Below are 16,822 nucleotides of genomic sequence, written 5' to 3'. Positions count from 1 at the left end.
ACTCATCTGTTTTTTATGAGTATATAGAAAAGCTAAAGAATATGCTAGTCTAAAAATTTATAAGTAGATTGCAAAGCAATCTACTTATTTTCTATTCTTGTATATAATATTTTCCAGCCTTAAAATTGTGAATAAGTTCTATCATTTTTTCCGTAAGCAATTTAAATATTTTCTCACCCTTTTCTACAGTAGCAAGAGTTGCATCTCCAGAAAGCGCATTTTCATACAGTACACTTCCTCTGTCCTTAAAGTATACCCTCATTAAAGGCTTCTTTGTATTCTTGATTGCCTTATCCATCTGAACAAGTTTTTCATCATAGTATAGAATTGCTGAGCTTTCATCTTCCCCTGCATGTCCTTGTCCTTCTGTTACAGTTAAGATATCCTTTGAAAAATCAAGCCACCAATTTATTATTACAACGTCCATACCAAGCTGCATAAGCTTTTCACTGGCAAGATTAAGAGCATTTACATTTCCACCGTGACCATTTAAAAATATTAGCTTTTTCATACCATTGGCTAATAGACTTTTTCCTACAAAAAAAATATAATTCGATACTATCTCAGTTGGAATATTTATAGTTCCCGGGTATACAGATAAATCATAGCTTTGGCCATATGGAATTTCTGGCGCAATCCAAATTTCCTCACCTATTCTTTCATTTATTAATTTGCAAAAAAGCCTTGGTGAAAAAATATCTGTTCCAAGAGGTAAGTGATGTCCATGAGCCTCAACAGAACCTATTGGAACAATAGCAATTTCAGCTTTTGATAAATTAGCTTTAAAGTCATCACTAGTATAATTAACTAAGTACATTATATATCCCCCCTTTACCTCCGCCGCTTAGCAATCGACAGATAATACTCTATTCATGCCCTAAATGTTCAAGTCCTGCATTAAAAATGCTTCCAATATGCTCATCGTCAAGAGAATAATAAACAACCTTACCTTCTTTTCTAAACTTAACAAGCCTTGCTGCTTTTAACACTCTAAGCTGGTGGGAAATTGAGGACTGACTCATTCCTAAAAGCTCAGCAATATCGCAAACACAAAGTTCTTTTTTAAAGAGCGCATATATTATTTTTATTCTAGTATAATCTCCAAACACCTTAAAAAGCTCAGACAAATCAGTAAACACTTTGTTACTAAGCATATTTTCCTTAACGCAGTTCACACAATCCTTATGTATCTCTGTGCAGTTACATACTTCTATGTTACTTTCCATTCAACCACCTTATATTTCTTATTCCTGCAACAATAGTAATTTAATGTTACAGGAATAAAACAACCTTCTTTTTACCTATTATAGTATTATTAGTATTTTAATTCAACCTATAAGTATTTAGCTGAATAAAATATTACCATATAACCATATAACCATTTTCGGCACTGATACTAATTTATAAAATTTAAAGGGCTAATCATGCTGACATCTCTTTAGCCCTTTAAATTTAATGCGATAAGTCTAAATCTTGGCCAATCAAAGGCAACCCTTGCTTTTCTAGATACCTATTTATTTCGGGTATAATAACATCTAAGCATTGGGTAAACAATACTATAACCTCGCCATGCTGAGAATGTTCCATAGCATATACTATCGCATCCTCTTCCTTTAATATAACTTTTAAGTTTTGCTCGTTAAAGTTTGCCTCAAAAATTCCCTGCTTTATTAACCCAGCACTTTCTCCAACAGCCCTTCCTCTTAAATCAGCTTGCTCTCTGATTATTATATCATCACAATATTGAGCAGATATATAACCAAGCTCCTTTATATGCCTATCCATTCTATCTCCTGCTGCAGCAATTATAGCTGTTAGCTTTGTAGGATTTAATGATCTTCCTATGCTTAGTACCTCATGAAATGCTTCAGCATTGTGACCATAATCTAATATTACCTTAAATTTATCAAAGTCTAATATATTTTGCCTGCCTGGATTAAAATACAAGTCGCATTGGAGCTCCATAATTGTGCTTATAATTTCACTTTCATTCGGATAAATTGTTGATACTGCTGCTATAGCCGACATTATATTTTTTATATTTCCTTTTGATATCCCTCCATGAGTAAATGGAATACTTTTAACATCTAAAAGCTTTTTTTCTTGTTTATCTTTGCAATAAATTATATAATCCTTCTCAAGATAAAAAGCTTCTCCTCCATTTTTAATGTGCTCGCCAATATAAGTATTTTTTTCTACCTCATATAAGCATACATTATCCCTGCCTTGCACACATTCTACAAGTTCCTGCTGTGCCTTAACAATTAGCTTTCCGCCGCTATCAACCTCATCAATAATAGTGCTCTTTATATTAACTAAATCTTTAGTGCTTTTTATACCATGCATACCTATATGATCTTCCGATATGGAAGTTATAACAGCTGCCTTAGCTTTTTCATAACCCAGTCCATTCTTCAGAATTCCACCTCTTGCTGTTTCCATAACGGCTGTATCTACTTCAGTATTAGTTAGTACATCTCTAGCACTTAAAAATCCAGTAGTATCTCCATTTTTGATTTTTCTGCCTGCTATAAAAATTCCACCTGTAGATGTAAGTGCAGATTTATAGCCAAGCTTAAGTAAAATATAGTTAATTAGTCTTGAGGTAGTTGTTTTTCCATTTGTACCTGTTACTGAAATTATTGGTATCAAACCTATATTTTTTTTCAATAAAGAATATATAAAATAGTCTATAACCTTATCTTTTACTTCTTTTAACTCCTCTGCAACATCAAATACACAGCCCAAATCAGTAACTTTAAGTTCTTCTTCTTCTTGAAGATCTATAAACATGAATTCTATCGGAATACTCGTGTAAATCATTTTACAAAATTTTTTAAGTTTATCTAGTGCTTCAGCTAACTCCAATACTTCAAGGCTCTTTTCTTTAATCTCAATCACCTTGTATGCACCTTCCTTTTTCAGCATCAGCCCCACTTCTCCACCGAAGCAAATCAATCTATATTTAACATTGCCGCTGTACACAAAGGCCCTTGTGTACATATTCATCATATTTTTCAAAACCCTATTTAACTCTTCCTGATCAGAAATAGTTATTTTAATATCCATGGATTTATCTATGCTTCGAAGATTTAAAGGATACTTAAAATTCTCCAAATCCTTTATTTCTTCCATACTGTAAAGCACTCTTCCTTCTACTTTTGGAATTTGAGAATATCTTAAATGCTGCCAAAGACTTTTCCTATTTCTAGACACTTCAACCTTGACCATATTCTCATAGCTTTGATAATTTTTGCCTATAATAATAGAATTTTTCCCATATCCAAGCTGAAACAGGTCCTCATTTATATCTATTACAGGCAATCCTTTTTCTCTGAATGCTGCGACTATATCATATAAAAATCCTTCCTTAATAAGACTATTAGCCTTTTCTGCAATTTTTTCAGAGTTATCAAGATTATATAAAATGTTATTTAAAAGATACTTAGAGAGTTCCTCTTGTGTATATGTAACCCACAACTTAACGAGGTTATCTTCTCTATCTATGTCTACTAGCTGTTCTTTAAAGCCAAGCAAAAAGGAAACCCTGAAGTATGCCTTTAAATATTTTTTCACTTCAGAGTCAGAAGCATTTTCAAGAAAAACATTCATGATTCTCTTTCTTCTTTTTATATTATTTCCTTCATATACTTTTAGAGAAGTTATCCTCATTATTACCACATCCTTATAAAAATTGCTTGAGTAAATTATGGATATTAACCCTATGATTAGTATTCCAAAATTTTTCTGTTATATTTATGCAAATAAATAAAATGTAGCATTGACAAGTAAATGTTTTCGATTTATATTTTAATTAATAACAATTATTAATTAGGAGATTTTATTATGATTAGTATAAAAAATGAATGTATTAACCCCCATTTTAATTTAGCTCTTGAAGAATATGTTACCAAATACTTCAATCCTGATGAGGACTATGTTATACTCTGGCAAAACGAGCCCTCAGTTATTATTGGAAGAAATCAAAATACTATAGAAGAAATAAATCTTAAATATATAACCGATAATAAAATAAACGTAGTCCGTCGTCTTTCTGGCGGTGGCGCTGTTTACCATGATTTTGGAAATCTTAATTTTACCTTCATAGTTAAGAATGATAAGGATGTTGTCAGCAACTTCAAAAAATTTACTGAGCCTGTGATAAATGCATTAAGGGAACTAGGTGTAAATGCTGAGTTTTCAGGGAGAAACGATATAACAATTGAAGGGAAAAAATTTTCAGGCAATGCACAATACTATTTTGGGAACAGACTTCTTCATCATGGTACAATCCTATTCAACTCTGATTTAAACGTTGTTCAGGAGGCTTTAAATGTAAAGCAGGATAAAATTGAGTCTAAAGGTGTTAAATCTGTTAGAAGCAGAGTAACAAATATTTATCCTTACTTAACTGATAAGGTCAGAATTGAAGAGTTTAAAGATACACTGCTTAAATTTTTTATGAAGGATGAAAATTATAAGGATAAGGAATATATTTTAACAGATAAAGATTTAACAAAAGTAAAAGAACTTATGGCTAGTAGATACTCTAAGTGGGATTGGAACTTCGGGGAATCTCCTGAGTTTAACATTGAAAAAGGAAGAAGATTTGCTGGTGGAAAACTTGAGTTGCGTTTTAATGTACTTGAAGGGAAAATTAGCAGTATAAAAATATTAGGTGATTTTTTTGGAAAAAAGGAAGTTTTCGAGCTTGAAGCTTTACTCATCGGAGAGCAATATAAGGAAGAAGTGCTCAGAAAATTATTAACAACAATAGATTTTGAAAGCTATTTTGCCGCAATAACTGTGGATGACTTTGTGGAATGTATGTTTTACTAATATTTAAGGCTGCCTTTTAAAGATTAAAGCAGCCTTTTTAACAGCGTCAAATATTTTTTGTTGTAGTAAGAATAGTCAGCTTAATAATATCATTTAGTGTAGTTTCCCCCCCAGTAATCTCTTCCAGCTAATATTTGAAAGCTTCTATAGAAATCTTACAAAAAAACATATTAAAATTTAGGTTCATTTGCTTCATCAATGATTAATGTTATGCCACAGGATCTGCAAGTTTTATTTATACTATGGTTTACAGCGCCACAAGCTGGACAGTACTCTGCCTTTATATCTGTATCACCTAATACTTGTTCTTCTTTTTTTCTTTTGAATACAACAATTACTTCCCTAGAGCCCCCTTCATGCTGACTTGTATCAAAGCAGGATATTACCTCCCACCCATCATCACCATATCTATTAAGCTCCATGTTAAAGCTGCTTTCCTCTAGTATTCCTCCCCAGAAGCCTTTAGTTTGAAATTTTACAGTTTTGTATTCCCATTTATTCACTGCTCTTTCCCCTCTTTCAGTTGAATATATGCCAAAAGCAATTATTTTTTCTAATACCATTATAAGTTATATTTTGGTAATTTTAAAGAAATTAAATGAAATTCACATTGACATACTAATAATAAGATGATATTATAATCTTATAAAATTAAATTGTATAAGATTATATATGATGATATATTTTTTAAATAGGGAGGAAATATTATGAATATCTATGATTTTAAGGTTAAAACTATTGATGGGGAAGAAATATCTTTAGAAAAGTACAAAGGTAAGGTTTTATTAATAGTAAATACAGCAAGCAAGTGTGGCTTTACACCACAATACAAAGATCTTCAAAAGCTTTATGAAAAATATAATGATAAAGGTTTCGAAATTCTAGGCTTCCCCTCAAACCAATTCGGAGAGCAAGAGCCAGGAGCAAATCATGAGGTTAAGAGCTTCTGTGAAATAAATTATGGGGTTAGCTTTCCAATGTTTGAAAAAATAGAGGTTAGAGGCGGCAATGCTCACCCACTGTTTAAATATTTAACTCAGCAATCTCCTTTTAAAGGCTTCGATTTAGAAAATGCAACAGCTAAATTCCTTCATGGGCATTTAGTTAAAAATTTTCCTGATTACTTAATTGGCGATTCAATAAAGTGGAACTTCACTAAATTTATGATCGATAAAGAAGGAAATGTTATATCTAGATTTGAATCTCCAGTAGAGCCTATGGATATAGGTCTAGAGCTTGAAAAGCTGCTTTAATAATTTTAGGAAGTGAATAATCAAATGATAGATGAATTTCTTAAGCTGGATAATCAGCTTTGCTTTGCAATGTATGCTGCTTCAAAAGAAATAACTCGGTTATATAAACCTTTTTTAGATGAGCTAGGTTTAACCTATACCCAATATATTACTTTGCTGGTTTTATGGGAAAAAGACAATATAACTGTAAAAGAGCTTGGCGAGAAACTATATCTTGATTCAGGTACCTTGACTCCACTACTTAAAAAGCTTGAAGGAATAGATATTGTGAAGAGGTCTCGTGATACAAAGGATGAACGAAATGTTTTTGTTGAGCTTACAGACAAAGGAAGGTCTATGAAAAACAAAGCTATAGAATTTCCACATAAAATTTTATGCGGCACTGGTCTTTCAATTGATGAAGCTGTGGACTTAAGAGAAAAACTTAAGGCCTTGTTAATAACTTTAAGTAAATAGCTATTAAATATCATAAAGCCCCTTTCAAATGAAAGGGGCCTTGATTTTACTCATTTTTTGAATATATGAATCGGTTTTCCTATAGCACCATGAGCTGCTTCCATAACAACCTCCGACAGAGTCGGGTGAGGGTGAACTGCTTTTGCTAAATCATATACTGTTCCTTCTAATTCTAGTGTAGCGACAGCCTCCGCTATCATATCCGTTGCATGAGATGCAATGATATGAACTCCAAGAACTTCTCCATACTTTTCATCAGCCACTATTTTTACAAAACCATCTGTTTCACCTTCTGCCATGGCCTTGCCATTTGCAGTCATAGGGAATATACTAGTTATAATTTTATGGCCTCTTGCTCTTGCTTCCTCTTCTGAAAGCCCAACTGCACCAACCTCTGGAAAGGTATATATACATGAAGGTACTTTATCGTAGTTTATTTTTTCACTCTTTCCCATAATATTTTCCACGGCTATAATCCCTTCCGCTGAAGCTACATGAGCAAGCATATATTTTCCATTAACATCACCTATGGCATAAACTCCATCAATATTAGTTCGAAGCTTTTCATCAGTTACAATACCTTTACTATCTATTTTTAAATCAAGTTTTTCAAGCCCTTTAAGATTAGCAGTTCTTCCAATGCTTATTAAAATCTTATCTGCTTCATAGGTTTTATTCTCTCCATTAACCTTACATACAATCTTATTCATATCATATCGTTCAATGCCCACATTATAAACAATATCTATGCCTTTATTTCTTAGTATCCTTTCCATGGTTTCTCTTACATCCTTGTCCAGAGAACGAAGTATTTGGGAGCGCTGAAGAATTGTAACCTTGCTGCCTAAAGCGTTGTAAAGTGCAGCAAATTCAACTCCAACTACGCCTCCGCCTACAACTATGAATTCTTTGGGTATCCCATCAAGTGATAAAGCTTCTGTACTAGTTATTGAATACCCTTTATCAAAAGACTCCTTAAGCCCCGGAGTGTTTGGAATATAGGTTGATGAGCCAGTTGCTATTATCATATGCTTAGTTCTTAACTTTTCTCCGTTTACAGAAATAGTATTTTTATCTATCGCCTCTCCGTAGCCATTGTACACATCAACGCCATTCTGACTTAATAGTACTTTAACTCCACCAGTAAGTTTATTAACTATAGAATCCTTTCTACTCATTAAGTTTTTCCAGTTAACAGTCACAAGAGATTTATCTAATATATCTATTCCGAATTTCTCTGAATTTATTAAATCCTCATAAAGCTTTGCACTTCTAAGCAAAGTCTTAGTTGGTATACATCCTACATTTAAACATACACCACCTACTTTTTCTTTTTCTATGAGCGCAGTTTTAGCTCCAAGCTGTGCGGCCTTAATAGCTGCTACATATCCTCCCGGTCCACCACCTAGAACTACTATGTCATAATCCTTAATTTTTCACACCTCCAAGTATGGCAGCCTAATTACATACAAAAAGCTTAGACTGCCTATAAAATGTTTCTATAATTTTTTTATCCTAACAACAACAGTAAAGGCTCTTCCAAGTATTTCTTCAGCCTGCTTAAGAATCTCCCTGCGTCTCCACCATCGATTATTCTATGATCTATGCATAAACTAATATTCATAATACTTCTTATTACTATCTCGTCATGTTTGTTAACAATAGGCTTTTTAGCAATTTTCCCTATACCAATTATTGCAGCTTCAGGATGCCTTATTACTGGAATTCCAGAGCTTGATCCAAGCGCTCCGTAGTTTGTAATTGTAAATGTTCCGTTTTGTAGCTTTTCTAATGGGATGTTTTTATTTCTAGCGCCTTCACTAAGCTCTAGAATATCTCGTGCTATATCCAAAATCCCCTTTTTATCTACATCTTTAATTACTGGCACAAGCAACCCATCCGGAGTATCCACTGCAACACCAAGATTATAATACTTCTTTAAAACAATCTCTTCTGCCTCTTCATCAAAACTTGAGTTAAAGACTGGGAACTCTTTCAATGTAAGGGCTATAGCTTTAATTATAAAAGGCATATAGGTCAGATGGACTCCACTGCTTTCCACTAATTCCTTTACTGACGCTTTAAATTCTACAAGCTTTGTTACATCAAATTCATCTAAAACTGCTGCATGAGGTATAACTTGTTTTGAAATAGTCATGTTCTTTGCTATTGCTTTTCTGAGCATTGATAGCGATATTCTCTCTACCTCTCCACTAATCTTTAATTTAGGAACTTCTATAGTTTGTTTAACTATTCCAGAAACTTTTTCTGTCTCATGCTGACTAATTGCGGCCTCTTTGCCTTCCTTAGCTTTGTATATATCCTCTTTCATAACCCTGCCTGCAGCACCAGTTCCTTTTACAGTATTTATATCGATTCCTAAATCTTTAGCTAGTTGTCTTGCTACAGGAGTTGCTAAAACCTTATGCTTTGAAACAGCACCATTTTTATAACTTTCAAAACTAGAAGCGATAACCTCTGAAGATACTTCAATAGCTCCAACTACTCCAGCATTTTCTTCTTGCTTTTCATTTATAGGCTTCAGGTCACTTTCCTTAGGAGGTTCTCCGTTATCGATCTTAACTATTACCCCTCCAACATTTATGATATCGCCTTCCTTAGCCATAAGTTCTGCAATAGTTCCATCTGCTGGAGATGGAATTTCAGCATTAACCTTGTCTGTTTCAACTAAGAAAAGACTTTCACCTTCCTTAATCTTATCTCCTACCTTAACCACCCATTTTAGTAGTTTTCCTTCTGCAATTCCTTCACCTATATCAGGAAACTTAAATTCTATCATTTCTTTCTCTCCTTCCTAGAACTTAGCTACTTTTCTAATACCATGGGCAATTCTTTTAGCATCTAACAAGTAATGATGCTCTCCTCTTGGAAGAGGTACAGTGATATCAAAGCCAGCTAGTCTTGTAGGAGGTGCTTCAAGATGTAAAAAGGCACCTTCATTAACTATTGATATAAGTTCAGCTCCTGGTCCATAGGTTTTGCATGCTTCATGCACTACTACAAATCGCCCTGTCTTTTTAACTGAATCAATAATTGTATCCTTATCTATTGGAGATATTGTTCTTAAGTCTATCAATTCAACACTTATACCTTCTTCCTCCAATTCTTTCACTGCTTTTTCAGTTTCTCTTACATAACCCCCCCAGGTTACTACAGTTATATCAGTACCAGGCTTAACAATCTTTGCCTTACCTATTGGAATAACATAGTCCTCTTCCGGTACCTCCTGCTTAAAGGCTCTGTATATCTTAGTCGGCTCTAAAAATATTACAGGATCTTCATCTCTTATTGCGGACAATAGTAGTCCTTTTGCATCGTAAGGCGTTGATGGAATAACTACCTTTAACCCTGGAATATGTCCAAATAAAGTTTCAAGGTTTTCTGAGTGATGCTCTAATGCTCTTATACCACCTCCATGAGGCATTCTTATAACCATAGGAAGATTAAATCTGCCTCTGCTCCTGTTTCTCATACGAGCAACATGAGATACTATTTGATCATAACCTGGGAAAGCAAAGCCTGAAAACTGGATTTCTGCTATAGGCTTAAGTCCATTAATTGCCATACCTACTGCTGTTCCTATAATGGCAGCCTCGGCCAGAGGTGTGTCGAAACACCTGTCTTTTCCATATTTCTTTTGGAGATCCACGGTAGCTCTAAAAACCCCGCCTTCCACTCCAACGTCTTCTCCAAATACAACTATATTATTATCTCTAGCCATCTCCTGATCTAGGGCTTGATTTATAGCTCCTATTACATTAAGCAGTGCCATGCTAATTACCTCCTTTCACTTCCAAATATGCCTTGTATTCTTCATACTGTTCAACGAGATGCTTAGGCATATCCGAATAATGATATTTAAATATATCTTCAAGTTCAGTATCTCCAGAAGCTTCAACCTTTTTAAATACTTCTAAGGCATACTTTTCAAACTCTTCTATTTGAGCCTTATCTTTTTCCTCGCTCCAAAGTCCTCTATCTATTAAATATTTCTTAAACCTCTTCATAGGGTCTTTTTCCTTCCACTCCTCCACCTCGCTGTCTTCTCTATATCTTGTTGGGTCATCTGAGGTTGTGTGTGCTCCAAGTCTATAGGTTAAAGCCTCTATAAGCGTAGGTCCTTCCCCTCGCCTTGCTCTGTCTACAGCTTCCTTTGTTGCAGCGTGGACAGCCAAGATATCATTTCCATCCACCTGTATTCCTGGTATTCCGTAAGCAGTTGCCTTCTGGGCTATAGTTTTTGATTTTGTTTGGATGGTTCTTGAAACAGATATAGCATATTGGTTGTTTTGAACTATAAAAACTACTGGGGAGTTAAATACTCCAGCAAAGTTTAACGCCTCGTGAAAATCGCCCTCTGAAGTTCCCCCATCACCTATATACGCTATAGAAACTTCATCTAAACCTCTTATCTTCGCAGCCATGGCAAGACCAACTGCATGATTAAACTGGGTTGCTATCGGAACTGCTATCGGAAGCATCTTAACGTTTTCAGGAAGCTTGCTTCCAAACTCATTTCCAAACCAATAAAGATACACTTTTTCTAAAGACATTCCTTTGTAAAGCCATGCACCAAGTTCTCTAAAGGCAGGAACCAGCCAATCCCTTTCTTCTATTGCAGCAGCTGAACCCACTTGAGCAGCTTCTTGTCCTGTGTTTGGTGCATAGGTAAGCATTCTTCCCTGTCTCTGCAGTTGAAGTGCTTTATTGTCTGCGCACCTAGTTAAAAGCATAGTTTTATACATCTCAATAAGCTTCTCATTTTCTATTTGTGGTACTAAGCTTTCATCTAATATATTTCCGTCTTTATCTAAAATTGAAAACATCTTTCCTTCCAGTGGATTATATATTTCTGGCAGCATATTAATAAACCTCCTATTAACTCATAGCCTTCGTAATTGATATCTATTCTTAATTAAAGTATAATCCTTATTTATCCACATTTCAATACTTGAGGATAATAATTATTAATTAAAATTGATTATATAATTATATTTGAAACTTTAGTAATTAAAGTGATAAAAAAGAGGCTTTCTCAAAATAAAAAGGAACCTATAGAATAAACAATTTGAAAAGAGTCTATTCTATAGGTTCCTTTTTATTTTGAGTCAGCCCCTTTATCTAGGTTTAAGCTGCGACCAAAACCTAAAACTATAATAATGCAATTTAACATAGTTGCTAATAATCTTGCTAGAAAATATCTTCCTTATCATGTTACCATGCAAGGCAAAGGCCCTCTGGATTATCCTGCGTAAACACAATAACCTTCCCGTATCCGCTTTTTCCATTTGCACATAGTAAATCAACTTCAGATATAACCTCGCTATGGCACACAATAACAGTAGCCTCCTTGCCATCCTTAGTTATAACAACAGCCTGTGCTTTCTCATCTGAAAATATATATCCATAGCGCATGGAACTTACTGTTGCTTTTTCCACGCTAACAGGTTTACTGTCCATAGAAATCACAGTTATAAAACTAGCAAATCCACTACCAGTTTTTTCTGCCAATATAGCTTTTCCATGCTCAAGCAAATTATACAACCTGGAGTATGGCGCATCATATATTGACATTTCTACATCATCAAGGAAATGTAAACTTGCGGATGTATTTTTCCCCTTCCAGTAAACAATATTTTTATCATCTATCAGTGCTCCTTCTGCAAAATGAAAGTTCTGCCTATAAGCATGTTGACCTTCTGAGAAAAATTGATCAAAAACTATAAAAATATCAGGCTTAATAAATACTATTTTTCGTTGGGTGAAAATCCCCTTATCAATATACCCAAGATGCCCTCCACTTACATAATCAGCAGCGTCAGTAAACCGATGTTCTCCCTTTAAAGGTAAAGCTAACTTAGAATAGCCCCAGCTATCTTTACATACGCTAAAGTTGGTATCATCAACCCTGGTTGTATTATGTGCTGCTGGTTCTTTTAGATTACGTCGCAGTTCTGTATTTACATAAGTATATCTTCCACTGTCGATAAGCACATCTTCACCATTTGCAGATATATCAATGTGTAATAAATCTCCATGACCGTGACCACTTCCAAGGCAGCCACAATGAAAATGTAAAAAAGTAGCATCTGCATCACTGCCACTCCGTAGCATGTAATTACCGCTGTCGGTTAATGCAGTACTTGCTATTTTAGGATGGAGTGGCTCAATAGTTTTGTATAGAGCCACTCCATCTATCCCAAAATCCCACAAATTCTCTATAAAAAGCTCTTCTCCAGCAATATATTTTAAATATCCGTCTCTGAAAATCAGCGCCCCCTGAGCAATAATGTCCCGGGCATCTAAATCGTCGCTGTCGGACTGGCATACAAGCCTTCCGTCGGGTTTCAACCATTTGGCAAGAGCTATGCACATGTTGTGAACCTTATTTCTAAAGGATAACCGTATTTTTAGCCCATTTTGCTCTGCAATTGTTAAAACATCTATTACACAGTGTAAAACCTCACAGTGATACATAGGACTTTGTTCCCAGTGAGTGCCATCATGCATAACCTGCAAATGCAAATTTTCCTCAAGCCTATCTAACGCAAGGGAGCACCAATGTTCATTGTCAAAATACAAGCCTAACAAAAACAGTCCATGATCCTGCAATACACCCCAGTTGCTAAGCCTATGAAAATCATTATGGGTTTTTACAAGATATTCTCCATGTTCCTTAAGACTATTATCAATTCTATTACGCAGCGTTTTTGTAATAATGCCGCTGTTCTTAAACAACTGCAGAGCACGAAGCCAGAATTCACAGCGCAGCCCTGCTTCCAGGGAACGCCATGTAGTAGTGATGCTTTCCTTTGTGAGAGGTGCATTGTTTATCCAGTCAACCATTAGCCTTACAAAGCAATCTGCATACTTATCATTTTTTGTGTAAGCATAGGCTTTCCCAAGATTTACAAAAGAGGTATGTCTGTTCATTGCATAAAGCCATTCAGGGTCATCCTCCGGTATGTGATTCCAATCCACCGCATCATTGAATTTAACCTTTTTATGTGTACGCTCCATCTCCCAATGGTCCGAAAATATAAATATATTATCGCAGATATTATCTGCCTGTTTAATTGTTTCTTCAACTAAGTCTGCAAAATTCGCTTTACAGTATTCAGCAGTTTCATTGATATTCTGTGCCCAAAAAATCATAGCTAAACTCCTTACCAATAAATTTTCCAATCCTTAGAAAGACGAGTTAGAAGCTCCATATAAAAATAATCACCCCATGTGTTTGCCTCATCCACCCCTCTATCTTTAGGTATAGGGGTGTAAGGCGAGTTTTTCGCATAAACACCATGGAGTAGTAAAGCATTTGATAAATGTATGTCAGTAACAGCATAGCATGATGCAAGTGAAGCCGCAATACGCCTTGCAATATCGGTATAATATGAAGCTTTTTCATCGGAAAGATATTTTGCCATCTCCAGCATTCCGCATGCTGCAATTGCTGCAGCCGATGAGTCCTTTGGTTCTCCGTCACCATCTTTAAAGTCTAAATCCCAGTAGGAAACAAGGTCCTCCGGCAGACGGTCAATAAAAAAGCCTATAACACGGTCAAACAGCTCCAAACAATCAGGAGTTTTTGTATAACGGTAGCTTAACGCAAGTCCGTATACACCCCACGCCTGACCTCGAGCCCATGCGCTGCCGTCACGATATCCCTGCTGGGTGGCACCACGCATCGGTACACCTGTTTCCGGATTAAAAAAATAAGTGTGATAGGTTGAGTTATCATCACGCACAAGATTGGCAAGACTTGTTTTTGTATGGGCTCTAGCTATCTCACTATAGGTTTTATCCCCGGTTATTTCTGTTGCCCAGTACAGAAGCGGTAGGTTAAGCAAACAGTCGATAATTAGGCGGTAATTATCAGGCGCACCAAGCTCGCCCCAGGCCTGCAAAAACTGCCCCTTTACCTGGAAGCGTGCAATTAGATTATCCGCTGCAAGTAAGGCTGCTTTTTTTGCTGTTTCACTTCCGGTCAGCTTATATGCGGCTACACATGAAGGCGTGTAAAGAAAACCCATATCGTGATGATTAACATCGATTTTCTTTTCAATACGTTTTAAAAAGCTGTCTACCTGTGACAATGCAGCTGTACGGAAGGCTTCATCCGCTGTATGCTCATAGGCAAGCCAGTATTCACCGGTACAAAACCCTGTGGTCCACTCTACATTATCAGTTTGAGGATAGAAATTATTTTGACTGTTCGAGTCTTGAAACTTATCTGTAAAATCAGACAGATTGCAGTGAAGAATCTTGCATGCATTATCAAGTGCGGTATCCACTGCTGAAGCAGTTATTGGCTGAACGTTAGTATTCATAGAATTTACTCCTTGTCATTTTTTTAGCGGAATGCAGGCATTCCACGAACGTGTCATTGTAGCAAAACCGGCTTCTTTGCCATCGTTTGTAGCAACAAAAAGATGAGTCATTTCGTCGCCGTCAAACAAGATAAACGGGCGGTCCATATTGCCCATAGTGCGGGTTTTACCATCAGACCATAAAATATCACGGCTAAAAGCAGTATGATTATCTATTGTCCAGTTTAAGCCATCGGAAGATGCAGCATATACAACGCTGCCAACATTTCCGGTATAGGTTCCTTTCCAATCTTTTGCTATCATACCGTAACCGTTAGATGTTTTCCAAATAAAAGGATCTTCCAATACACCCTCATTAATATCAAATAAAGCCTTATCCGTTAAGCGTTTATATGGACCGCTATAATGCGGTGCCCATGCCACACCAAGGGCCATAGAGCCATAAATGTCATCGCCTTCATAGGGAGGCTTCAAATATGATCGTGTTTTATATATTAAAAGGCAGCTGCCATCTTCATTGATGCATGGAGCAGGATTAGATGTAAAGAAATTATCAAATCCCTCCGGTCTCACGTCCAAAAGCGGCTGGTCGCTGCGTTTCCACGGACCAAACACACTCTTAGAAGTGGCAGCACCAATGCGCTTATTACTTCGGGCAGCTTGCCATTGATAACTTTCATGTTTTAACTTTCCACCACGGGGAGTTGCCCCGAAGGGATGGGTTGTACCCATATAGAACAATACATATTCATCTTTGTATTTGCAAATAACAGGATTATGCACACTACGGCCATCCCAGTATTCAGGGCCGCGGAAGCCGAGCACAACCTCAGCAAACTCATATGGGCCTTCCGGAGTTTTAGACACGGCGCGTACAATTTCGCTTTCCATGCCCCACCCTGGATGAAAAGGCAAATCCTTAGGCCAGCGGGATGCGAACATGTGATAATTACCGTCTTCACCCTTAACTACACTTCCGCACCACACCCAATAGCCTTCCATAAAAAATCCTCCGCCAACTGGTGCAGGCATAAAATGATTTTCAAACTCCTTTGAATTTCTATTCATAGCATAAATCTCCTAAAGGTTAGCCTTTAAGGCCGCTTGTGGCAATACCTTGTATAAAGAACCTCTGAAAAGCTACGTAAATTGCAAACACCGGTATAAGTGCAATAACACTTGCTGCCATAATCAAGTTGTATTCTGCAGAATATTGGCTGATAAACATACGGATACCAAGCTGGATCGTTTTGACGCTTGTAGAGTTAAAATATATCATAGGACCCATAAAATCATTCCATACACCTACAAAGCTGAATATTGTAAGTGTTGCAAGGGCTGGTTTTGACAAAGGCAGAACGATACGGGCATAAATTCCATATTCTGAAAGTCCGTCAATACGCGCAGCTTCCAGCAGTTCATCAGGAATACTCATATAAAATTGACGTAGTAAAAAAACACCAAATGCTGTAAAGCTTTGTAAAAGAATTATAGACATGTGCGTGTCTACAAGATGCATCTTATTCATAATTGTATACTGTGGCAGCATATATACCTGCCATGGAATTGCAATGGTAATTATATAGCAGGTAAATAAAATATTTCTACCCTTGAATTGGCATTTTGAAAAACCGTAAGCAGCAAAACTTGAAGTTATAAGTTGTATAAACGTAATTATAACCGTAAGTTTTATGCTGTTAAAAGTAAATAAGGCAAGGGGTATTTTTTGCCATATCTTCACATAATTGCTCCACTGTGCGTTATCAGGTATCCACTTTATAGGAACACTAAATACCTCGGTTTCTAATTTCAATGATGCCGACAACATCCATATAAGCGGCAAAAGAGTTATAAATGCGATTAATATGAGAAAAATGTATATAACAATTTTCCATACACGGTTTTGTTTTTCACTCATTACAC

15 protein-coding genes are annotated in these 16,822 nt (G+C 36.0%); 3 read left to right on the top strand and 12 right to left on the bottom strand.

Annotated features, from left to right (window positions below; all coding sequences use genetic code 11):
• Nucleotides 1-91: 91 nt before the first annotated feature.
• The 3 genes from NBE98_RS14240 to NBE98_RS14230 form a co-directional block, all read right to left on the bottom strand.
• A complete protein-coding gene (locus NBE98_RS14240; protein WP_250815648.1) occupies nt 92-817 on the bottom strand; it encodes a creatininase family protein in 726 nt (241 codons plus the stop codon).
• A gap of 49 nt (nt 818-866) precedes the next feature.
• Nucleotides 867-1,226: an ArsR/SmtB family transcription factor gene (locus NBE98_RS14235; protein WP_250815647.1), complete on the bottom strand. Its 360-nt coding sequence runs from the start codon at nt 1,224-1,226 to the stop codon at nt 867-869.
• Between the two features lie 226 nt (nt 1,227-1,452).
• Complete coding sequence (locus NBE98_RS14230; protein ID WP_250815646.1) at nt 1,453-3,672, bottom strand: Mur ligase family protein; 2,220 nt, start codon at nt 3,670-3,672, stop codon at nt 1,453-1,455.
• 174 nt (nt 3,673-3,846) lie between these two features.
• Between NBE98_RS14230 and lplA the strand changes: the two genes are divergently transcribed.
• On the top strand, nt 3,847-4,839 hold the full coding sequence (lplA, locus tag NBE98_RS14225) for a lipoate--protein ligase (protein ID WP_250815645.1): 993 nt from the start codon (nt 3,847-3,849) through the stop codon (nt 4,837-4,839).
• A 170-nt stretch (nt 4,840-5,009) separates the two neighbouring features.
• Here lplA and NBE98_RS14220 read toward each other — a convergent pair whose 3' ends face one another.
• Nucleotides 5,010-5,342, bottom strand: a complete 333-nt coding sequence (locus NBE98_RS14220) for a DUF4177 domain-containing protein (protein WP_250815644.1) — start codon at nt 5,340-5,342, stop codon at nt 5,010-5,012.
• Nucleotides 5,343-5,546: 204 nt separating this feature from the next.
• On the opposite strand from NBE98_RS14220, the gene NBE98_RS14215 reads away from it, so the two are divergent.
• Together NBE98_RS14215 and NBE98_RS14210 are read left to right on the top strand one after the other, a co-directional pair.
• Entirely contained in the window at nt 5,547-6,092 is a 546-nt protein-coding gene (locus NBE98_RS14215) for a glutathione peroxidase (protein ID WP_250815643.1), read from the top strand.
• Nucleotides 6,093-6,116: 24 nt separating this feature from the next.
• Nucleotides 6,117-6,548 (top strand): MarR family winged helix-turn-helix transcriptional regulator, encoded by a 432-nt coding sequence (locus NBE98_RS14210; RefSeq protein WP_250815642.1) that lies wholly within the window; start codon nt 6,117-6,119, stop codon nt 6,546-6,548.
• 50 nt (nt 6,549-6,598) lie between these two features.
• Here NBE98_RS14210 and lpdA read toward each other — a convergent pair whose 3' ends face one another.
• From lpdA to NBE98_RS14170, 8 genes are all read right to left on the bottom strand, one after another.
• Nucleotides 6,599-7,966 carry a dihydrolipoyl dehydrogenase gene (gene lpdA / locus NBE98_RS14205; RefSeq protein WP_349305987.1) on the bottom strand — a complete coding sequence of 456 codons (1,368 nt, stop codon included), beginning with the start codon at nt 7,964-7,966 and terminating at the stop codon, nt 6,599-6,601.
• Nucleotides 7,967-8,058: 92 nt separating this feature from the next.
• Entirely contained in the window at nt 8,059-9,348 is a 1,290-nt protein-coding gene (locus tag NBE98_RS14200) for a dihydrolipoamide acetyltransferase family protein (RefSeq protein ID WP_250815641.1), read from the bottom strand.
• Between the two features lie 15 nt (nt 9,349-9,363).
• Nucleotides 9,364-10,341 carry an alpha-ketoacid dehydrogenase subunit beta gene (locus NBE98_RS14195; protein WP_250815640.1) on the bottom strand — a complete coding sequence of 326 codons (978 nt, stop codon included), beginning with the start codon at nt 10,339-10,341 and terminating at the stop codon, nt 9,364-9,366.
• A gap of 1 nt (nt 10,342) precedes the next feature.
• On the bottom strand, nt 10,343-11,431 hold the full coding sequence (pdhA, locus tag NBE98_RS14190) for a pyruvate dehydrogenase (acetyl-transferring) E1 component subunit alpha (RefSeq protein ID WP_250815638.1): 1,089 nt from the start codon (nt 11,429-11,431) through the stop codon (nt 10,343-10,345).
• A gap of 352 nt (nt 11,432-11,783) precedes the next feature.
• Nucleotides 11,784-13,724: an alginate lyase family protein gene (locus NBE98_RS14185; protein ID WP_250815637.1), complete on the bottom strand. Its 1,941-nt coding sequence runs from the start codon at nt 13,722-13,724 to the stop codon at nt 11,784-11,786.
• Between the two features lie 11 nt (nt 13,725-13,735).
• Nucleotides 13,736-14,899: a glycoside hydrolase family 88 protein gene (locus NBE98_RS14180; RefSeq protein ID WP_250815636.1), complete on the bottom strand. Its 1,164-nt coding sequence runs from the start codon at nt 14,897-14,899 to the stop codon at nt 13,736-13,738.
• Nucleotides 14,900-14,914: 15 nt separating this feature from the next.
• Nucleotides 14,915-15,967, bottom strand: a complete 1,053-nt coding sequence (locus NBE98_RS14175) for a glycoside hydrolase family protein (RefSeq protein WP_250815635.1) — start codon at nt 15,965-15,967, stop codon at nt 14,915-14,917.
• Between the two features lie 19 nt (nt 15,968-15,986).
• The gene (locus NBE98_RS14170) at nt 15,987-16,817 is read right to left on the bottom strand and encodes a carbohydrate ABC transporter permease (protein ID WP_250815634.1); all 831 of its coding nucleotides are present in this window, start codon (nt 16,815-16,817) and stop codon (nt 15,987-15,989) included.
• Nucleotides 16,818-16,822: the final 5 nt, after the last annotated feature.

This window comes from Clostridium swellfunianum (assembly GCF_023656515.1).
Classification (GTDB): Bacteria; Bacillota; Clostridia; order Clostridiales; family Clostridiaceae; genus Clostridium_AT; species Clostridium_AT swellfunianum.
The sequence above is the reverse complement of the archived record's forward strand: the minus strand, read 5'-3'. Positions and strand labels throughout refer to the sequence as shown.